Source organism: Psychroflexus gondwanensis ACAM 44 (assembly GCF_000355905.1).
Classification (GTDB): domain Bacteria; phylum Bacteroidota; class Bacteroidia; order Flavobacteriales; family Flavobacteriaceae; genus Psychroflexus; species Psychroflexus gondwanensis.
This window is the reverse complement of record NZ_APLF01000007.1, coordinates 89457-111500: the sequence shown is the minus strand read 5'-3', so window position 1 is coordinate 111500 and position 22044 is coordinate 89457. Positions and strand designations below refer to the sequence as shown.

Genomic DNA, 22044 nt, shown 5'->3' with positions numbered 1-22044 from the left:
AATAGATCGTTTTAAAATGGAATTAATTGATCATTCTCAGAATTGAATCGAATCATATGAATGTTCTTACATAACTCTTCGTAATCAAATCCATCCTCATCAGGAAAATTAAATTTATAGATAGATTTATCATTCAGAATAAGCTCAAGCTCTCTTTTAACCTTTACTAGTTCACTTAGAAAATCCTGAAAAAAAAGCTCACTTTGCATAATTCTATCAATGGTCTTAAGTTGCTGTTTGTAAAACACATCATGTTCATCCGTTCTAGGCTCTCTCTTTTTATCAAGTAACCAAAATATTAGTTCTAAAAATTCTAAACTGTTTGTCAATTCATGATCTGAGATAGTATTGTAAAACCTTCCCTCTCCAAGGTCGATGGTCTCTGGTTCAATAGTTTTTTCTTCAATCAATGGTCGTATGATTTGTGAATTTGTAAGACCAGTTTCTTCGCTGATCTTTTCAAGCTTTTGTTTTAGTTCCGTTGATATTCTTATTGATATGGTTTCCGTTTTCATAATTTTATTTTTTGGTTTTAAACTTTCATTAAAGCTCAAATGATTTGTACTGTTTTTTTTGTCTTTCATGATTTTAGCTTAAATAAAAATTCATGATTGAACATTTTTCGACTTTAGAATCGGTGTTTTTAAAAACCTTAAGGATTACCCCATCACCATCGGGGTTTTCTAAAAGTGCTTTATTAAGTTGATCTGCAAGATTCTGAGTTGATGGCCTTGGTTCTCTCATTAGCTTCTTATTTAAGCTAATGAGTGTATTTGACATTTCACTTACGCAGATCCTTGTCTTACTATCAAGTTTATAAAAATGTTGAAGCTTTAGTAGACTTCTTTCTAAGTGCTCTACATCGGATAAGATATAGTTCTCCTTATCGTGAATTAAATTCTCCATGATCAAGATTTTAATTCAATAAGAGATTTTAGTAGTTCACTTTTTTTGTAGTACCGCCTGGAACCAATTCCGTAGAACTTGATTTTACCTTCTCTTGTCCATCTCCAAAGTGTAGAAGAGTCTATTTGGAGAAACTTACAAGTTTCATCTCTTGTCAGAAGGCCTTCGTCTTTAGTTTCTTTAGGTTTTAAACCTTCAAGTTTGTTGTCAATTTTTTGTAATAAAAGTTGACAAGTTCTGGAAGCTATTAGCTCCACAAAGTCTGCATTTTTTTCACCCATTTTTTTTGCTTTTAATTAAGCTTCAATAAAGCAATAGAAATAGGGGAGTAAGTAGGGGAGTTTATAGCAAATTATAGGGGAGTAAGTAGGGGAGTGAGCGTTTTAAGCTCTAAATTTTAAAATATCTAGGAAAAATCATTACTTTCAGAAAGTATGTTATTAAAATCATTTTTGTCCGTATCTCTTATTTTTCCATCTACTTTTTTACTAGAATCTAGATTGTAATTACTTTTTAATAAACTTTTATATTCATCGTAATTAACATCAAATAGGACAGCTTGCTTTTGTTTTTTAAAATTGTGTTTTATAAAATGATAAACTTTATTTAGGTAAGTTTTAGTGCCATTTTTATTATTATCCGAATCTCTTACTAATATGTGTAAAGCAATTTTTGCTGTTCTGTCTAGCTTAGAATGATTTTTTAAGTCTAAAGGAATTTCATTCAAAATATCAGTTTTATGAAAAATATCACTATTAATACTATTGAGTAGCTCAATACTTTTTTCAAGATATGGGTAATAGTTTGTTCTCTTAAAGTCGTTATTATAGGTAACCTTTAAATTTTTTAGAAATTCATCGATGACTAAGAGAAAGAAATTTCTAGTGTTGTCCCATTTTTTCTTATCGGTTTCATCTAATTTGGAAGATAATTCTATACATAATGTTTCAATTTGCTTCAATTTATAAAAGATGTCGTCAGAATAATTTTTAAAATCAATTTTAAAGTTTTCAAATCGATTCTGATTTAATTTGGGTAATAATAAATTTACTCTAATGTAGTTGTTGTAGATATTTCCAATATGTTCAATTTCACTCTCTAAAACATTACTAATCATAGAACTTTTTATGTTATGATTTTTAAGATGGCTAACTAATTTTCGTTTCCAATTTTTTGATGTTTTTAAATCCCATTCAATGACATTATATATTCTGTTGTTTACATCTGAATTTAAATCAGCTTGCATAATCTTATCAAGATCAAAAGTTCTTTTTTTATTTATAGTTTTTATATTTTCTATAAGCTCAGTTAGAACAACTTTATATTTTGAGTGGTTTTGAAGTGATGAACAATTTCCGAGGTAATCAATTAGATCAAATTTAAACTCAACACTGCTATCATAATCCAAGTAGCGTATTACATTGTGAGCTTCAGTTTTAATGGGTTTAATTTCTTCTAAAAAATTATCCCAAAGATCTTTTTCAATTGGTGTTTTATCGTTGATGATTTTACAAAATGAAAACTTTCCAGTTGTTTTATACTCTTTGTAAATTATTTTGGAATCCATAGAAGATTATTTTTAAACAAATTAGATTTGATAGTATTTGGTATAAACGTTTGGCAATGATATTATTAAGGCTAAATTCTCAATTAAATAAAGCTTTATATGTCAAACTTAAAAAATCATGACTACAATGCTATGTATAAATGTAATTAAGTCATTCAATCGTACAAAAATCGTACATTTCTAAAAATAAAAAACCCTTAATCATTGATTTACAATGGGTTAAGGGTTTTAAAAGTGGTCCCACTTGGACTCGAACCAAGGGCCACCTGATTATGAGTCAGGTGCTCTAACCAGCTGAGCTATGGGACCAAGGCTGATTATTATTCAGGAGGGCAAAAATAAGTATAAGTTTACTACCAGCCAAAATAATTCTTGAATTAAATCAAGCTCGATCTTCACAAAGTTCTATGAGCACGCCATGGTTGCCTTTGGGGTGTAAAAACACAATAGATTTATCGTCTGCACCAGGTTTGGGCGACTCACTTAAGAGCTGAAAACCTTCTTGCTGTAACCTAGACATTTCAGCAGCGAGGTCATCTACAAAAAAGGCGATGTGGTGAATGCCTTCCCGTTGCTTGCTGAGGTATTTGCCAATTGGGCTATCGTCTCGCGTGGCTCCCAGTAGCTCGATTTTGCTTTCTCCACATTCAAAAAAAACAGTTTTCACGCCTTCCCGTTCTACGGTTTCCGTTTTGTAAGGAGAGGCTTTAAATAAAGTTTCATAGGTTTTGGTGGCCGCCTCTAGGTCGTTGACAGCGATACCAATATGTTCTATTTTTTTGATCATAGGAGGTGAATTTTTAAATTTAAATGTGCTAAAGTTTACATCATTCACAAAACTAGCATTTATATAATTATTCTACCTTTGCAACATGGAATCAAATAGACAAAAGAAAATCGCAGGAATACTTCAAAAAGATTTGGCTGAAGTGATTCAACTTGAGCTCAAAGCGGCTGGCACTCAAAACTTAATTATTTCGGTGACCAAGGTGAAGGTGACTCCAGATTTACTGCAAGCCAAAGCGCATCTAAGCATTTTTCCTTCTGAAAAGTCTGAGCAAATTGTGGAAGAAATCCGAACGATGAAATCCAAAATAAAGCATCAAGTCGCCACGAGAACCAAAAACCAGTTGCGACGTATGCCAGAACTAGAATTCTTTAACGACGATTCTATAGAATATATCAACGATTTAGAACAAGCTTTTAAGGGGAAAAACGACCCAATCAAAAATCCTGACTTATTGAACAAGCGTAAGAAAAATTGAATGTTTCCTTTTACATCGCTAAGCGCTATTTCTTTTCCAAGAGTTCCAACTCGGCTATAAACGTCATCACTTGGATTGCCTCTATAGGCGTTATCGCTGGTGCTTTGGCTTTGTTTATCGTTTTATCTGCCTTTTCTGGACTTAAGGAGTTCAGCTTATCTTTTACCAATAAATTTGACCCAGACCTCAAGGTGTTTTCCAAAGTAGGGAAGACCTTTACATTAGAGTCTAGTCAACGCTCTGCTTTATCGAATAATCCAGATATCGTTCTCTATTCTGAAGTGATTGAAGAACGCGTTCTGCTGAGTTTCAAATCTAAAAACACGCCAGGCTTTATCAAGGGTGTAGATACCACCTTTAAAACCATCAATGCTATAAAATCGAGTATCTTTTTGGGACAGTGGATAGAAAAAGACGCTTACCAAGTGGTGTTAGGAAACGATCTCTCTAGGAAACTTTCTGTAGGGGTTAGAGACTATTCAGGTCTTTTAAAGTTTTACGTCCCCAAACCAGGCAAGGGACAAATTCTGGATGTAAAAGACGCTTTTAGAACGGCTAACGCTACGGTGACAGGAATTTACTCTATCAACGAAGAGTTGGATAAAAAATATGCTTTTACAGATCTAAATTTTGCCAGACAGTTGCTACAGTTGAAGCCAAATGAAGTGACTTCTCTCGAACTGCAAATTGCCAAGTCAGCCGATATGGCTTCAGTCAAAAAAGAAGTGGAGGACATTTTCGATAATCAGGTGCTGGTAAAAGATAGAATTCAGCTGAATGATAGTCTTTATAAAATGTTGAATACAGAAAATCTGGCGGTTTATCTTATTTTTACCTTAGTGATTATTATTGCCCTTTTTAATGTGATAGGATCTATCATCATGGCCGTGTTAGAAAAGCGGCAAAATTCTAAAACTCTTCTGAATTTGGGCTTAACCGAGATCGAGATACAGCGAATCTTCTTCTTTCAGGGTAGCTTAATGAGTATCGCTGGGGGCATCATTGGTCTTGTTCTTGCGATTATAGTGGTGGTAACCCAACTTCAGTTCCAATGGATTATGATTACTCCAAATTTAGCTTATCCCGTTAGATTGGAGTTGGTAAATATCGTCATTGTGTTTGTAACCATATCCAGTTTAGGTTTACTAGCGTCCTATATTTCTTCTCAAACGGTGAAACGCTCTCTTCAATAAGTTTTGTCCATATTATCTTTAAGTTGCTTTTATAGAGCCCTTTAAGAGTAAATTTCGAACTAATTCTACAAGAAATTGAGAATAAGCAATGTATTTTTGTTTAAAATCTATTCTTATGAAAAAATTTACTTTTGTAATTTTCATACTACCATTTATTTTAGTATCTCCATTCATTTTTGCACAAAATGGACCAGGAGGAGTTGGAAGTCCAAGCAATTTAAATCTTTGGCTTAAAACTGATAATCTAAACTTAAGTGAAGGAGATCTGGTTGAATTTTGGTATGATTCATCAGATAATAACAATACAGCATCTCAACTTACACAGCAGAATCGACCTATCTTTCGAGCTACTTCTAGTTTAAATAACCTTCCTGTTATAGACTTTTCTGGTGGAGACGATTCATCTACATCAGATTTTATGACAATTCCAGGTGATGCATCAAATTTTGGAGGAATTAATCAGATGAGTTTATTTAGTGTAGCTAGGCCAAGTAATCTTGGTTCACCAGCTGCGCAAGCTATCATTTCAAAACGAGATAATCAATCTTCTACTGTTTATTCATTTACAATGTTTTTCTTTGAAGGAAATAAGACATACACAGATGTAAATAATAGAGGTAATGGAAGATTAGATGGTGGACCTAATAGTGAAGTATCGAATAATAGTAATTTTATTATAAGTGCTTCATTTAATGGTTTACAGGCAGCAGGCAATAGACAAAAACTATATAAAGATTCAGAATTGGTTGCAACAAGTTCTACAATCTCTTCAACTCAAATCAATTCAAGCACAAGTCAAGTTACCATAGGTAAATTAAATGTATCAGATGAACGACACTTTGCAGGACAGATACCTGAAATAATTTTTTACAATACGGCTGTAAATCAAACTCAAAGAAAAATTATAGATAACTATCTTTCTTCAAAGTTCGATATAAGTATTGCAAATAATATCTACACGCTTGATAATCCAGCAAATGGAAATTTCGACTTTAATGTTATAGGTATTGGTAGAGAATCTTCATCAGATTCACATAGAAACTCCAAGGGTTCTGGAATTATAAGAGTCAATAATCCTAGTAATTTGAACAATGGTGAGTACTTATTTATTGGAAGTGATATATTAAATGATTCAAGTTTAGATTTTACTTCTATAGATTGTCTTAGCGTTGCTCCAGATGACATACTTACTGAGGCGACATGGAGGATTGGTAAATACAATGGTGATGTTGGTGATGTTGATATATCTTTTGATACTTCTTCAATCGGTTTAGATCCTAATGTTGCAGAACTTCTTGTCAGTAGCTCTCCTAACTTTGTTAATCCCACGATTATTTCTTCATCATCTGTTTCTGGAAACGATGTTGTTTTTTCTGGAGTAAATTTTGCAAACGGAGACTATATTAAATTAAGATTCAAAACGATTGTGCCTATTCTTTGGGATGGAACTTCTTTCTCAAATGGCTCTGGTTTAGCAAATGCTCCAAACACCTCAGACTTTGGTAGAAAGCTTATTATTGATGGTGCAAATGCTGAATTAAATGAAGATGCTAATTGCTTCTGTGCAACTATTACAAATAATTCTGATTTATCATTGAATAACAACATTCTAGATATCAAAAAGCAATTTGTAAACAACGGTGTCTTTGATGGTTCGGAAGGGACATTGGAATTTTCTGGAGATTTGAATAAATTTATATCTGGAAAAAGTTTTGAAGTTGCAAACTTTATTACTCATGCAAATACTAGTATCAATCTAGATACCACTCTCGATATTAATAATCTCTTGGATGTTAGAGGTGGAACACTTATTACAGGAGACGATATTAATCTCATTTGCAATTTTGGAACACCAGGAAAAACGGCTCAGGTGGGTCCTGTTGGAGGAACAATTGTGGGAGATGTTACTGTAGAACAGTGCTATCCCGCTCGACGAGCTTTTAGGCTTATATCTCCATCGGTAACAACTTCAACGTCTATACGAGAAAATTGGCAAGAAAACCCGGCTGGATATCAGGATGATCCAAGACCTGGATATGGAACGCATATCACAGGAGTATCACCAGGTTCTGCTAATGCTAGTGTAGGCCAAGATGGCAATAATGGCTTTGATTATAGCCCATCGGGGAACGCATCTATGTTTACCTTTAATAATGCAACACCAAGCTGGGATAGGTTAACAAATACGAATGGTGGTTTAACCGCTGGAGAAGCTTATCGCTTATTTTTGAGGGGCGATAGAAGTATCAACATTACACTTAATGGGTCACCTCCAACAAATACACGTTTATCAGCGACAGGAGTTTTGGCTGCAGGAACACAAACTGAAATAAACTTATCGAATACGGCAGATGCCTTTAACTTTATAGGTAACCCTTATCAAGCCCAAGTGGATATGAATGCTCTTGTTACGGGTTCATCCAATATAAGTGGACTAGAATACTATGTTTGGGATCCCACTCTTGGCGGCATACCCGCCCCGGGTTCGCCTGGAGGTAGAGGCGCTTATGTTGCGGTTGACTTAGGTACTGGAAATAATACATCAAGCTCATCAGCCAATGAATTCCTACAACCAATGCAGGCATTCTTTGTAAGGACAGGTACAGATGCTACAGCATCAGTGACTTTCCAAGAAGCTATGAAAGCGGTTAATCAGACCCAGACGGTTGTTAAATCTAATAGTGTTCAAGAGTATATCAATATTCAATTGTTCAACGCAGAGGCCTTTTCACAAGGCAGCACACCATCGGATGGATTGAGAATTAACTTTGATAAATCCTTTAGTATCTCAACGGAAGACGATTCACCAAAACTTGGTAATCTAGATGAAAACTTAGCTAGAGTAGAAGGCAATGCTTTCTCAGCGATTGAGCGTAGACCACTTCCAGAGGCTACACAAGAATTGCCTTTGTTTATCAATCAATATAGACGGGAGAGTTATGTGATGAAGTTTGATGTGACCGATAACTTAAACACGCAAATTTTTGTCAAAGACAACTATTTAGACGCACTTACTGAAATCACATCTTCAGACAACATCTATAGTTTTGCAATAGAGTCTTCTATTCCAGAATCAGTGGCATCAGATCGTTTTAGCTTGGTGTTTGAACCGGTGAGCTTATCGACACCAGAGCAAAGCTTAGTAAACCTAAGTTTGTACCCTAACCCAACCAAGGGCAACTTTAGCATAAGTGGAATAGACTCAGGTCAAGATACAGAAGTAAAAATTTATAACCTGATAGGACAACAAGTGTACACTGCAAAATCAAGTGGCCAATCTACACTAGAGATCGCAGATTTCAATGGAACCACAGGGGTATACCTTGTGAAGCTAAAAACTAATCAAGGCGAAAAAACCTTCAAACTTATAAAAGACTAAGATCATGAAAATAAACAAATCACAGTATATGACGTTAGCCTTAGTTCTTGCCTTCATTATTATCTCAACGGCTAGTTCTTATGCACAAATTCCAATTTTTGATGATGATGTTAATGATGAGCCAGTGGCCTCTATCAGTGGTCTTATCGCTTTAGGTCTAGCAGTAGGAGGTTACTTAGGGATAAGGCAGACGAGAAAACAAGACTAGAGAAAATCAGTCATAATAACATAAAAGAGAAAAACCATCTGAGCAATCAGATGGTTTTTCTCTTTTCTCATTTAATTAAAAAGTCAAACTTGAAACTATTATTTAATAGAATCAATTGATTTCGAACTTATTCTACAAGAAATTGAGAACAGGAAATTTATTTTCGCTTAAAACTAATCTTAAATGAATAAAATTACTTCCTTACTAACTACTTTATTGTTGTTAGTATCTTTAGTGGTCTTTTCCCAAACGGGACCCGGTGGTGTTGGAAACTCTTCAACCAACCAAATGTGGTTAAGTGGCGATTTTGGCACATTTTCAGATAACGGCACAACTCCAGCTAATTTAGATGGGAATAGAGTTAGACAATGGAACGACAGATCTGGTAATAACAGAAATGCAATAGCTACTAACGCTAGCAGACCTATATTTGAGGATGATGCTGCTAATGGAAAGCCAGGTTTAAGATTTACAGGAAATCTTTTTATCGATGGTCCAGCCCAAGGTATTTCAGGTAATAGTAGTTATACTTATTTGATTGCCTTCAGAGACACACTTTCACAATCAGGTGGTACTAATGATGGTTCTGGTCATTTTATATTGGATAGACCCACAGCTACCGATGAACTTGTTTCTTTAAAGCCTGTTAATAATTCTGGAACTGGAAATAAATACTTTTATCAAAAAAGAAATAACTCTGGAGGCGGATTAGGGGGTGTTCCAAGTACTACATTAATTAATACATCGACTAAACTTATTCAGTTAAGGAGAGATTATAACACCGATTATCAAATCTTTTATAACAATCAGAATCAGGGCACGCAAAACGATAACAACGGTCCCACAACTCCTCCCGTCCCAAGAATTGGAAGGCACGCTACGACAAACAATGGGGGGCTTAGGGGTTACATAAATGAATTCATAACCTATAATTTTGCTTTAAATCTGGCTCAAACTACAATTGTAAACAACTATTTATCAGCTAAGTATGGGCTTGCTCTAGATGCCAATGACCTATATGCAATGGATAATCCAGCAAATGGTAATTTTGATAATGAAGTTGCTGGTATTGGTCGAATTGATGGCTCGAATATTCATAACGATGCCCAAGGTTCTGGGATTATAAGAGTTTTAAACCCAACTGATCTTAATGATAATGAGTTTCTACTTTGGGGGCATGATGAAGGTGATCTCACTTTTACAAATTTTGCTGATTCTCCTACTTCAGGAGATTTCGTTAGTTTAGATAGAGTCTGGAGAGTAAGTGAAGTAAATACGTCAAATAATCCCGTAGATGTAGGTGGAATAGATCTTAGAATTGATGTGAGTACACTAGGAACACTTCCAGTATCAGCTTTAAGTTTAATTATAGATACTAATAATGATGGATTCTTCGCCGACGAAGTTCCTATTTCTGGAGCTACAGATGTAGGTGGAGGCGTTTATGAGTTTTCAAATGTGACCGCAATTACAAATCAATCGAGATTTACTTTAGCTACAAGTCGATATATACTAGAATCAGATGGTGATTGGGAAACTGCTCTTAACTGGAATTTTAATACAGTTCCTTCTGCTAGTAATAGTGTTGTTATTGCAGCAAATGGAGATTTGAATAACAACTTAGGCGTTGCTAATATAGCTATTGATGGATCTGCAAGTCTAACTGTTTCTGCAAGTAACCAATTAAGCATTACTGGCGATGTAAACAATGGAGGTACGATAACTGGCGATGGTGAAGTGGTCTTAACTGGAACTTCGGCACAGACTCTTTCTGGAGGTGGCTCTTTTGAGAATCTAAGATTAGATAATTCAACAAGTGTAGATTTTACAGACCCAGCAGATTTGTTTGGAGTAGTTTATGTTGATCAAGGCACCTTAAACACGAATGGCAATCTTTCTTTACGATGTAATTTTGGAACACCAGTAAAAACCGCTCAAGTAGGTCCTGTTGGAGGAGTAATTGTGGGCGATGTTACTGTAGAACAGTGCTATCCCGCTCGACGCGCTTTTAGATTTATATCTCCATCTGTAACTACAACAACCGATATTAGAGCAAATTGGCAAGAAGGGGCAAACAATACTGGATTAATATTTCCAACAGATAATCAAAATCTAAATCCTGGATATGGAACTCATATTACTGGCTCGATAGCTGGATCTAACGGTTTTGATGCCACTGGAAGTGGTAATCCATCTCTGTTCACTTTTGATAATGTAGGGAGAAACTGGAGTTCTATATCAAATACAGATATAAAAACTCTTAATGCAAATCAGCCTTATCGATTACTCATTAGAGGTGATAGAAATATTAATGTGACCATTAACGGAGCCTCTCCTACAGATACTAAATTAAGATCAACAGGAATTCTAACCACTGGGTCAGATTCACAAACTTCGCTATCTCCAGTAGCAGGTAGTATTAATTTTATAGCAAATCCTTATCACGCTCAAGTGGATATGAGGTTATTGACTGCAAATTCAACCAACATAAGAAATACCTTTTATTATGTCTGGGATCCAACATTGGGAGGAGCTGCAACGGCTGGACAGCCAGGAGGAAGAGGTGCTTATGTCACTGTAAATTTATCAGATGGAAGTACATCTTTTTCAGATAATACAATACTAGGCACACCTATAACATCTGCAAACGAATTTTTACAGCCTATGCAATCTGCATTTGTTCTTGTGGATGCAAATGCTGCTGCTTCAGTAAATTTTGAAGAAGATCAAAAAAATGTTGCCGAAACGCAAACTACAGTTAAGTCATTATCAGAATCAGAATACATCAACATTATGTTATATGATTTTGAGTCTTATAATCTTGGAGACACTCCAGCAGATGGTTTGCGTATTAACTTTGATACATCTTTTAAGATAACGACTGAAGATGATGCTCTTAAAATCGGAAACTTGGATGAAAACTTGGGAAGAGTTGTAGGTAACGAAGTCGCATCTATAGAGCAGCGCCCTTTACCGCTAGAATCTGAAGAATTATCCTTGTTTATAAATCAATATAGACGGGAGAGTTATGTGATGAAGTTTGATGTGACCGATAACTTAAACACGCAAATTTTTGTCAAAGACAACTATTTAGAAGCACTTACTGAAATCACATCTTCAGACAACACCTATAGTTTTGCAATAGAGTCTTCTATTCCAGAATCAGTGGCATCTGATCGCTTTAGCTTGGTATTTGAACCGGTGAGCTTATCGATAGGAGATGAAAACTTAGTAAACCTAAGTTTATACCCTAACCCAACCAAGGGAAACTTTAGCATAAGTGGAATAGACTCAGGTCAAGATACAGAAGTAAAAATTTACAATATAATAGGTCAACAAGTATACACTGCAAAATCAAATGGCCAATCTAGTATAGAGATCACGGATTTCAACGGAACCGCAGGGGTTTACCTTGTTAAGCTGAACACTAACCAAGGGGAAAAAACCTTCAAACTCATAAAAGACTAAGATCATGAAAATAAACAAATCACAGTATTTAGCTCTAGTATTGGTTTTAGCCTTTATCCTGATTTCAGCAACCAGTTATGCCCAGTTAGGAGATATTGGCTTTCCAGATGATGTAGATGACGAACCGGTTGCCTCCATAAGTGGTCTTATCGCTTTAGGTCTAGCAGTAGGAGGTTACTTAGGAATAAGGCAGACGAGAAAACAAGACTAGAGAAAATCAGTCATAATAACATAAAAGAGAAAAACCATCTGAGCAATCAGATGGTTTTTTGTTATACGTAGGTCAACAAATAATCTTGCTATTTCTGCTCTGGAGGAACTCCCTAGACAACTGTTAAATATTTATAACTCGCTTATTTCGAACTTATTCTACAAACAAAAGGGAGTTGAACCCATATTTTTACGCAAACTAATATCTTTTGTTTTTATACAATTTTTCTTTTTTTATCATTCTAGGGATTTCTCTGCTCATTCAACCTTTTTCAGAAATTGATGATGCTAATTTATCCAAAGACGATACTTATACGTTTATAACAGCTGGAGCTTGGAATAATCCTGAAAACTGGGATGACCAAGAGATGCCAGAAGAAGATTCTAAAGTCATTCTTAACGCAAATCCAATAGTTTATGGACATGAAGTTATTGGGAATTTAGAGGTATCCGAAGGGGTTGTTTTAGACATAACCGATTTTGCAGTCTTAAGCATTACGGGGCACATTCATAATGAAGGCTCCATTACAGGTAATGGAGAGCTCCTTCTCAATGGAAATAGTGCTCAATTTATAACGGGAGAAGGACGTTTTCAAAATCTTCGTATTGATAATCCTTCAACTGTTCACATCAAGGATTCGTTAGCTATCTATGGGATACTATTTGTTGACAGAGGAAATTTGTTAACCAAAAATAATCTAAGCCTCAAGTGTAGCTTTTTAGATCAATCAGTCGCTCAAGTTGCCCCAATTAAAGGGAAAATCACAGGGAAAGTAACGGTAGAGCAATGTTATCCTGCTAGAAGAGCAAATCGTTTAATTTCCCCCTCTGTAACGACTTCTACCTCCATACATCACAACTGGCAAGAAGATGCGAATAGCTATCGAGATCACTCTATTCCAGAGGGTCATGGAACTCATATCACAGGTCTTAACCCCGGCAGTGGTCCTGCGGATCTTGGTGAAGACGGTAGAGATGGTTTCGACTTTAATCCTTCGGGAAATGCCTCAATGTTTTTGTATAACAACCAGGTGGCAGATTTTAGTCCTATCGACAATACAGATGTAAATACATTGGTTTCTGGTGATGCTTATAGGCTACTCATTAGAGGGGATAGGTCTATAAATATTTATTCCAATTCGGCACAGCCCACTCAAACCAAGCTAAGATCTAAAGGTCAATTACACACCGGGGAGTATTCAACAACAGATCTCTCTTTAGAAACAAATGGGTTCAGTTTAATCGGAAATCCTTATCACGCTCAAGTTGATATGACTTCAGTTTTAGCAAATTCAGTAAACCTCAGGGAAAATGTGTATTACGTTTGGGACCCTACTTTAGGAGGGGTTCAAGATTTAGAACAGTCTGGAGGTAGAGGAGCTTTTGTAGTAGTGGATCTTTTGTCTGGCACGAATTCTTCCAATTCTGAAGCCAACCAATACTTACAACCTATGCAAGCTGTTTTTGTTCAAACTTCAGATGAGGATATAAACCCTTCCTTAAATTTTTCTGAAGAAGATAAAGTTGTTGAAATTAATTCCACGGAAATTTTGAAATCTGGTGATCATAAATTTATAAATATTCAACTCTATAATCAATTGTCATATGATTTAGAAAGCACACCTTCTGATGCCTTGCGAATTAATTTTGGAGAGTCCTACACCAATCAAATCGATGATGACTTCCCTAAACTGAAAAATATAGATGAAAATTTAACTAGACTTATCGATGGACAGTTAATTGCGCTGGAACGAAGATCATTTTCAGACCTTGAAGATGTACTTCCTTTATACTTAAATCAATACCGAAGACAGAATTATGTTTTCAAGTTTGAAATCACCGAAGACCTACCTCAACACGTTTATATCATAGATAGCTATTTGGAGACCGAAACATTGATTTCGAAATCTTCAGATACGTATACCTTTAGCGTGAATTCTTCTGTTCCTGGCTCTATAAATGAAAACAGATTTTCGTTAAAGCTAACACCCCAAAGCTTATCGATAACTAGTCATGAATTTTCTAAAGTGAAATTATACCCAAACCCAACGCAAGAGAGCTTTTCTATAAGTGGGTTGGGAAATGGCAGCGAAACTGAAGTTGAAATTTATACGATGCTAGGTCAGAAAATATATCAGAGCTCATTAGGTAAGACTTCAATCCAAGAGATTTCAGACTTTAATGCTGCTCCTGGAACCTATCTAGTGAAATTAAAATCAGATGCTGCTGAGCATACCTTAAAACTGGTTAAGCAATAGGGCGAAGACCTCTTAAAATACAAAAAGTCCATTCAATTTTGTAATGGACTTTTTGTTCTTATGATTAGTTATGGAGACGACTTACTCATTCAAAACCTTAACGTTGTTTTCTCTATTCACATCGGCCATTAAACCACTTGGGTCAATTTCAATTTTCTCAACTCCGTATTGAGGTGAGGGAATTTCCAAGGTATAGGTTGGAAAGGCCCAAGCCCAATCTTCCTGAATATTCGTAGCGCCTGGCTTCGTCCATCTCATAATTCTTAAAGGGATATAATAGGTCTCTGAGGTACCTCCTTTAAAGTCAACCTTTACTTCAATAGGCATGGGAGTAAGAGCAACTCGTTCCAGAGTTACTATGGTTGTTCCAGGTTCAACGCTTACGCCTTTTATAGCATAATCTATTGTATTGGTCGTTCTTGTCCAGTCATTAAGGTACCAGCTTAACTCAGCTCCACTTACTTTTTCAGCAATGCGGATAAAGTCATTTGGCGTTGGGTGCTTAAACTTCCACTCATCGAAATAGCGATTTAAAGTGTTATCCAAATTTTCTTGTCCAATTAAATAGCCTAGCTGAGCTAAAAAAACAGACCCCTTGGAGTAGGCCGTTACGCCGTAGGCACTATTGTATTCATAACGATCGGCATGGGTGGTCTGTGGTTGTTCAAAACCAGAATTGGCTAGACTTGTATAGCCTCTATAGGTTCCTGCAAATACATTCTCTCTATTTTGATCCATCACTTCGTTCATAGCTAAAGAAGAAATATAGGATGTAAAACCTTCGTCCATCCATTCATGTTGAGCTTCATCTGTGGCTAAAATATGCTGAAACCAAGAATGAGCCATCTCATGTGCTGTGACGCCTACTAAGCTGCCGAATTCTCTTTCTCCAGTAATAAGTGTACACATCGCATATTCCATACCTCCATCACCTCCTTGTATAACAGAGTATTGATCGTAAGGATATGGACCAATGTGTTCATTGAAGAAATCCAATAAATCTGAAGTTTTGGATTGTAAATTTTTCCAGTTTTCAATAATCTCCTTATTGTCCTTGTATAAAAAGTGAAGGGTAGTACCATCCTTTCCAGTGATTTTATCATGGATGTAGTCTTTGTCTGCAGCCCAGGCAAAGTCATGTACATTTGGCGCATTAAAATGCCAAGTCAGCTTTTTCCCTCTTCGTCTTACTTTTTCTCCTTCATCTTCATATCCATAACCAACTTCGTTGGGGTTTTGGATATAGCCAGTACCTCCCAAAATGAAATCTTTATCGATAGAGATCTTAACGTCAAAGTTTCCCCAAACACCATGAAATTCTCTTCCGATATAAGGGTCTGCATGCCAGCCTTCAAAATCATATTCTGCCATTTTAGGATACCATTGCGTCATAGAAAGTTCAACACCTTCGGCATTATTTCTCCCAGATCTACGAATTTGAACAGGAACTTGGCCCTCAAAATCCATTTTGAAAGTACTTGACTTTCCAGGTAAAATAGGCTCATTGAGCTCAACTTCAAGGACAGTTCCCACTAATTTAAAGTTTAGTTCTTTCCCGTCTTGTTGAAGGGTTTTTGCTCTCATAAATCCAATTTCCTCATCGCTAAGTTTAGAAATACGATCTCCAACTCTAGAGTCTGGATCTTCAATCGTTCTAGACCTCACATCCATTTCACTGCCTGGTTGAAAAGCATTGAAATACATGTGGTAAAAAACCCGATCTAAAGTGTCTGGAGAATTATTGGTGTATTCCAGAACTTGTGAACCATCGTACTGGTAGTCTTTGGCGTCAAAGTCGATTTCCATTTCATAATCCACATGTTGTTGCCAATACCCTGTTGAGTTTTGGGCAAGTAGAATTGAAAATGAAAAGATAGATGCAATCGTTAAAAATGTTTTTGTCATCATTATTTAGTTTTAGAAGCTAATATTAGAGCATTATACATATTTACCATTTTTCCAGATACTGAAAGCTCATCAAAAGGCAGAGTGTTTTCTGGATCTCCCCCGAGAATCACGTCTTGATCTGTACTTAGCCCAGAATCCATAAGGATTTGTTTAACTTGGGCAGCAGAGAGTTTAGGATAGATAGAGCGGACCATTGCTGCTACACCAGCTACGTTTGGAGAAGCCATAGAGGTTCCTTGTAGGAATTCATAAGTGTTCAACGGAGTGGTTGCATATATAGAGGATCCTGGTGCAAAAACGTCCACACTGTTATCTCCATAATTGGAAAATCCTGACACTAAATTTCCTCCATATTCTGCAGTGATAGAACCTACGTTGATAAAGTTATCTACAAAATTTGTAGGGTTTTCTGGAGTTTCATCATTAGGATATACTCGTGTTTCATCTAGATCAATACCTTCGTTTCCTGCTGCATTTACGATTAAAACATCATTTTCTGCTGCATACGCGATAGCTTCCATCACCCATTCTGGATGCGTTGAAAAGTATTTTCCAAAGGACGTGTTGATGACTTTAGCACCGTTGTCCACTGCATAGCGAATACCCAATGCGATGTCTTTATCGTATTCATCTCCATCTGGAACCGCTCTTATAGGCATAATTAAGACATTCCCTGCAACGCCTTTTACACCTTTGTTATTCATTCTGTTAGCTGCTATAATTCCGGCGACATGAGTGCCGTGCTTCGCATCTTTCTTATCTTTATTGGGACCACTCACTTGGTTATTTCCATAAAAGCGGGTTGAGAAATCGTCTGGATCGTCGCCTAGTTTTTCGGCTCTAGCATTCAATTCCAAATTGAAATGGTATTTGGTTCTATTGCCAAAATACTCCATAGCTTGGGCAAGTTGGTCTTCTACGCTACTAAGATCCTCACCGATGTTATTCATAACATTGAGGAGTAGCATTTTTTGGTTGAGACTAGTATCGTCTTCAGGTTCGAAGGCCGTTAGATTCTCTATGCTAAGCTCATCAACACCAAGCTCGATTTTTAAACTTTGTTCAGCTTCTTGAAGCTGGTTGTTCATAGTGACATATCGATTTAAACTCGCATTTGTGCTGTTTAGCTCTTTGTCATATTCAGCTTTTGCAGACTTGTATAATTTGAAGTTTTCTAAGTTTTCTTCAGCAATATCGCTTTCAGATTTACCTTCAAACTTATCTTGAAAGTCTCTTACTATTCTAGTGTATTCAAGATTTTCTTCAACAACGTCGCCTAGGAAATTCCAGCCGTGGATGTCATCGACAAAACCATTTTTGTCATCGTCTATTCCGTTCTCAGGAATTTCATCAATATTGGTCCAGATCACACCTTCAAAATCTTCGTGCTCAATATCAATACCACTGTCCAGAACAGCAACAATGACGCTTTCTCCTTTGTAGTCTTTAATGATTTCCTGGTAAGCTCTATCTACACTCATTCCTGGAATGGTGTCTTTCAAAAGATCTTTGCTTCCCCAAACTTCAAGCTCATCTTCTGTAAGTTCTGTTGTTTTAGCCTTTACGTTTTGTAAGTTGGGGATAGGTTCTGAAGTGATTTTTGGCCCACTGGCACAACCTATTAGAAATCCTGATAATAAAAGGCTCCAAGCGCCTATCTTAAATGTCTTTGTCGTCATGTTTTAAAAATTAAATTAATTAGTAAAGAGTTCATTGAAACTGAAAGTAGAGTCGAGTCGTATTCCTTTTTCAGTGTCTTTTAAATTGATGATTTCGTTGTGAGCATCGTGCTCAAGAAAGAGGTGATAATTGTTTTGAGTGGCCTCTTCTAGAAATAATTTCTTTTCCTGAAGTGTCTTCAAGGGTCTAGTGTCAAAACCCATGACATAGGGTAGAGGAATATGTCCAGCTGTAGGAAGTAAATCTGCCGCAAAGACCAATTTTTTCCCTTGATAATCTATAATTGGAATCATCTGCTTATCGGTATGACCATCTACGAAGAGGACTTCAAATCCCAATTCATCGTAAAAATGTCTGTTTTGAGTGCGTTCTAAAAACTGTAAGTGACCGCTTTCTTGCATCGGTAAAAGATTTTCCTTTAGAAAGGAAGCGTTTTCACGGTCGTTAGGATGTATGGCCCAGTCCCAGTGTTCTTGGTTGGTCCAGAATTTTGCGTTTTTAAAAGCAGGTTCGTAACCTGTTTTATCTTTATTCCATTGAATACTACCTCCACAGTGATCAAAATGCAGGTGAGTCATAAACACATCGGTGATATCATCTCTATGGAATCCATATTTTTTCAGTGACTTATCCAAAGTGTGTTCCCCCCATCTATAGTAGTAACTAAAGAATTTATCACTTTGCTTGTTCCCCAAACCTGTGTCGATTAGAATAAGTTGCTTACCATTTTCAATCAACAAACTGGTTGCAGCAATGTCTATCATGTTATTAGAATCTGCTGGATTTGTTCGTTGCCAAAGCGATTTTGGCACAACGCCAAACATGGCACCTCCATCTAGTTTAAAATTTCCAGTTTCTATAGGATATAAGGTCATAAGCTCTATTTTAGCAGCAAAGTACTAAAAGAGTCTTAACTTTGGAATCTGAGTCTTCTAGATTATGCTATTTTTAACGACTCAAATCTAATATTTTATGATTGAACTAGCGAGTATAATTATATTAGGAATTTTAGCGCAATGGTTTGCTTGGCGTTTCAAAATCCCGGCAATTTTACCATTAATTCTAATAGGCCTACTGGTAGGTCCTATTGCTTCTTTGTATACTGAGGATGGATCCAAGCTTATAGAACCTATATGGAATGGTGAGACTGGCTTGTTTCCTGGAGAAAGTTTGTTCTATTTTGTTTCACTTGCTATAGGGATTATTCTTTTTGAAGGTGGCCTTACTTTAAGACGAGGTGAGATTTTGAACGTTGGTCCAGTTATTGTTAAATTAATTACTGTCGCTGTGGTGATTACCTTTGTTGGAGCAGGAATGGCAGCTCACTGGATACTGGGATTAAGCTGGCAAATTTCTCTTTTATTTTCAGGACTCATCATTGTTACCGGACCTACCGTAATTACCCCAATTTTGAGGAATATCCCTCTTAAAAAAGACGTTTCAACCATATTGAAATGGGAGGGAATTCTCATAGATCCTATTGGAGCTTTGGTAGCAGTATTGGTTTTTGAATTTATATCTGCAGGAGGAGGGGAGGCCTTTACAACTACGGTGCTGGTAGAGTTCGGTGAAATTGTTCTTTTTGGATTTACCTTCGGATTCACCTTCGCCAAAGCTTTGGCTTTTGCAATAAAGTCCAAGATTATACCTCATTACTTATTAAATGTGGTCACTTTAGCGACCGTTTTAGGGGTTTTTGTAATGGCAGATCACTTTGCACACGAAAGTGGTTTATTGGCTGTGGTCGTTATGGGAATTATCATGGGGAATACCAATTTGCCCAATCTTAAAGAACTTCTTTATTTTAAGGAATCCCTTAGTATTCTTTTAATTTCAATTCTTTTTATTCTCCTGGCTGCCAATATCAATTTCGAAAACTTGATGTTGGTTTTCAATTGGAACACCTTAATTCTTTTTGCGGTTGTTGTTTTTGTGGTTAGGCCTTTGGGTGTCTTTTTGAGCAGTTATAAATCCACTTTGGAAACCCGCGAAAAGTTATTCATTAGTTGGGTTGGCCCTCGAGGTATAGTGGCAGCAGGTGTGGCTTCTCTTTTTGGATTGAAGCTAGTAGACCAAGGCATTCCTAATGCAGAATTAATAACGCCCTTGGTGTTTATGATAGTTTTGGGCACTGTACTTCTTAATGCGACTACAGCTAGAAGCTTTGCAAAACTAGTGGGTGTATTTCTAAAGGATTCTCAAGGAATCTTGATTGTTGGGTCTTCATCTTTTTCAAGAATAATTGCTAAATATTTAAAAGATAACGACAGGCACGTTGTAATTGTTGATAATAATAAAAGCAACATAGATAAAGCTAAAGTGATGGGTCTAGATGCCATCAATGCCAATATCTATTCCGACGATTTAATTGATAATATCGAGTTGAGTGATGTGGGGTACTTAATGGCCTTAACAGGTAATACGGCCGTTAATAAAAAGGCTATTGAAAACTTTGCGAAACAATTTGGAGAACAAGGAACCTTTCGCGTGATATCTTCAGAAGAAATGGAAGATCCAGAAAATAATCCAGAAGATGGTTTGTTTTCACAAACCGACGACTATATTAAATTGGTTAATCTAACGAGAAAATATCCAGAGATCCATGAAATAGATTTAAACTCCAATGATCATTTTCAAGGCTTAATTGAATTGAGCAAAGTGGAGTCTGAAATAATCCCTTTGTTTATCAAAAAACCAGATGGGAAACTCGATATATTACCAAACGACTCAAAATCTATTGAAGTAGAACCAGAATCAAAATTGGTGTATCTAGGAAAATCTTTTGAAAAAGAGCCTTCTAAAAAGATAGTGGAAGAGCAATCTATCAAAGAAGAAAAGAAAAAAAAGTCTACTGAAGAAGACAAGCCAGCAGACAATAATTAAGGTTTAATAAGCTTAAAGATGCAAGAACAGGAACTTCTTTATTTACTGATGTTGCATAAAATGCCAGGGATTGGTCATATCAATGCGAAAAAACTTCTTCAGCATTTTGGCAGTGCAACAGCCTTATTTCAAGCCAGTACAAACGACTTAAAAGAACTGGATGGGATTGGAAGTAAGCGAATAAAAACATTAAGAGATTCTGCTATAACGAAAGAAGCAGAAGATGAGCTCAACTTCATTCAAAGCAATAATATAAAGCTTAGTTATTTTAAGGACGAAGACTATCCTTCGCGGTTAAAACAATGCATAGATAGTCCTATACTTTTATTTTCTAGAGGGAACATCAATCTTAAGAACAAACCTGTTTTGAGTATAGTAGGCACCCGTCAAGTCACAACTCATGGGATTGCCTTTTGTGAGCAATTGATAGAAGATTTGGCCCCACTCAATCCAGTAATCGTCTCCGGGTTGGCCTATGGAACCGACATTGTAGCGCATAGAGCAGCTATCAAGTTCAATCTTCAAACCATAGCATGTGTGGCTCATGGGTTGAATCAAATTTATCCCAAAGTCCATCAGAAATACGTGTCTTCGATAGAAAATAATGGTGGTTTTTTCACAGACTTTTGCAGCGACGATATCTTCGATCGTAATAATTTCTTGAGTAGAAACCGGATTATTGCAGGACTTAGCGAAGCGACTATCGTTATTGAAAGTGCTGAAAAGGGAGGCTCTCTTGTGACGGCAGATATAGCTCATTCCTACGACCGAGAAGTTTTTGCAGTCCCAGGCCGTCCTCAAGACAAATTCAGTAAGGGCTGTAACATGCTCATCAAACAGCAAAAAGCGCAGATGATTATCTCTGCTGCCGACTTGGTTTATAATCTCAACTGGGATATAGACACCAAAAAAAAGAATACCCAAACCCAGTTATTTATATCCCTTACTGATGATGAAAAATTAGTAGTACAAAAACTCACAGAAATTGGTAAAGCAGAAATTGATGCGTTATCTTTGGTTTGCGGTTTACCAACCCATAAACTCTCTTCAATTCTTCTTAATTTGGAATTGGGAGGTCTTGTAAGGCCATTGCCTGGTAAGCAATTTGAAATCATTTAA

The 22044-nt window shown here is 36.4% G+C and carries 17 protein-coding genes and 1 tRNA gene; 9 read left to right on the top strand and 9 right to left on the bottom strand.

Annotation, left to right across the window (positions count from 1 at the left end):
- Nucleotides 1–11: 11 nt before the first annotated feature.
- From PGOND44_RS08225 to mce, 6 genes are all read right to left on the bottom strand, one after another.
- Nucleotides 12–584, bottom strand: a complete 573-nt coding sequence (locus tag PGOND44_RS08225) for a ribbon-helix-helix domain-containing protein (protein ID WP_003439734.1) — start codon at nt 582–584, stop codon at nt 12–14.
- A gap of 4 nt (nt 585–588) precedes the next feature.
- Nucleotides 589–906, bottom strand: coding sequence for a hypothetical protein (locus PGOND44_RS08220; protein WP_003439732.1), 318 nt, complete (start codon nt 904–906; stop codon nt 589–591).
- A 2-nt stretch (nt 907–908) separates the two neighbouring features.
- Nucleotides 909–1187, bottom strand: a complete 279-nt coding sequence (locus tag PGOND44_RS08215; protein ID WP_003439730.1) for a helix-turn-helix domain-containing protein — start codon at nt 1185–1187, stop codon at nt 909–911.
- Nucleotides 1188–1312: 125 nt separating this feature from the next.
- Complete coding sequence (locus PGOND44_RS08210; protein ID WP_003439729.1) at nt 1313–2473, bottom strand: hypothetical protein; 1161 nt, start codon at nt 2471–2473, stop codon at nt 1313–1315.
- Between the two features lie 235 nt (nt 2474–2708).
- Nucleotides 2709–2782: transfer RNA gene (locus tag PGOND44_RS08205), tRNA-Ile, on the bottom strand.
- Nucleotides 2783–2855: 73 nt separating this feature from the next.
- Nucleotides 2856–3260 (bottom strand): methylmalonyl-CoA epimerase, encoded by a 405-nt coding sequence (gene mce, locus PGOND44_RS08200; protein ID WP_003439727.1) that lies wholly within the window; start codon nt 3258–3260, stop codon nt 2856–2858.
- 85 nt (nt 3261–3345) lie between these two features.
- Here mce and rbfA point away from each other — a divergent pair, with 85 nt between their 5' ends.
- The 7 genes from rbfA to PGOND44_RS08165 all read left to right on the top strand — a co-directional run bounded on the left by rbfA (nt 3346) and on the right by PGOND44_RS08165 (nt 14454).
- Nucleotides 3346–3738, top strand: coding sequence for a 30S ribosome-binding factor RbfA (rbfA, locus tag PGOND44_RS08195; RefSeq protein ID WP_003439725.1), 393 nt, complete (start codon nt 3346–3348; stop codon nt 3736–3738).
- A complete protein-coding gene (locus tag PGOND44_RS08190; protein ID WP_003439724.1) occupies nt 3735–4931 on the top strand; it encodes an ABC transporter permease in 1197 nt (398 codons plus the stop codon). Before rbfA ends, PGOND44_RS08190 begins: the two co-directional genes overlap by 4 nt.
- A gap of 115 nt (nt 4932–5046) precedes the next feature.
- A complete protein-coding gene (locus tag PGOND44_RS14985; protein ID WP_003439722.1) occupies nt 5047–8310 on the top strand; it encodes a T9SS type A sorting domain-containing protein in 3264 nt (1087 codons plus the stop codon).
- A gap of 4 nt (nt 8311–8314) precedes the next feature.
- A complete protein-coding gene (locus PGOND44_RS08180) occupies nt 8315–8518 on the top strand; it encodes a hypothetical protein (RefSeq protein WP_003439720.1) in 204 nt (67 codons plus the stop codon).
- Between the two features lie 183 nt (nt 8519–8701).
- On the top strand, nt 8702–11986 hold the full coding sequence (locus PGOND44_RS14980) for a T9SS type A sorting domain-containing protein (RefSeq protein WP_003439718.1): 3285 nt from the start codon (nt 8702–8704) through the stop codon (nt 11984–11986).
- Nucleotides 11987–11990: 4 nt separating this feature from the next.
- Nucleotides 11991–12197, top strand: coding sequence for a hypothetical protein (locus tag PGOND44_RS08170; protein ID WP_003439715.1), 207 nt, complete (start codon nt 11991–11993; stop codon nt 12195–12197).
- A 208-nt stretch (nt 12198–12405) separates the two neighbouring features.
- A complete protein-coding gene (locus tag PGOND44_RS08165; RefSeq protein ID WP_003439712.1) occupies nt 12406–14454 on the top strand; it encodes a T9SS type A sorting domain-containing protein in 2049 nt (682 codons plus the stop codon).
- Between the two features lie 81 nt (nt 14455–14535).
- On the opposite strand, the gene PGOND44_RS08160 is transcribed toward PGOND44_RS08165, so the two are convergent.
- Genes PGOND44_RS08160 through PGOND44_RS08150 form a run of 3 tightly spaced genes read right to left on the bottom strand, consistent with a single transcriptional unit; the run spans nt 14536 to nt 18917 of the window.
- On the bottom strand, nt 14536–16359 hold the full coding sequence (locus PGOND44_RS08160; RefSeq protein WP_040555927.1) for a M1 family metallopeptidase: 1824 nt from the start codon (nt 16357–16359) through the stop codon (nt 14536–14538).
- Between the two features lie 2 nt (nt 16360–16361).
- Nucleotides 16362–18041 (bottom strand): S8 family peptidase, encoded by a 1680-nt coding sequence (locus tag PGOND44_RS08155; protein ID WP_003439707.1) that lies wholly within the window; start codon nt 18039–18041, stop codon nt 16362–16364.
- 15 nt (nt 18042–18056) lie between these two features.
- Entirely contained in the window at nt 18057–18917 is an 861-nt protein-coding gene (locus PGOND44_RS08150; RefSeq protein WP_003439705.1) for an MBL fold metallo-hydrolase, read from the bottom strand.
- Between the two features lie 97 nt (nt 18918–19014).
- Here PGOND44_RS08150 and PGOND44_RS08145 point away from each other — a divergent pair, with 97 nt between their 5' ends.
- Together PGOND44_RS08145 and dprA are read left to right on the top strand one after the other, a co-directional pair.
- A complete protein-coding gene (locus PGOND44_RS08145) occupies nt 19015–20925 on the top strand; it encodes a cation:proton antiporter (protein ID WP_003439703.1) in 1911 nt (636 codons plus the stop codon).
- Nucleotides 20926–20943: 18 nt separating this feature from the next.
- Nucleotides 20944–22044 (top strand): DNA-processing protein DprA, encoded by a 1101-nt coding sequence (gene dprA, locus PGOND44_RS08140; RefSeq protein WP_003439700.1) that lies wholly within the window; start codon nt 20944–20946, stop codon nt 22042–22044.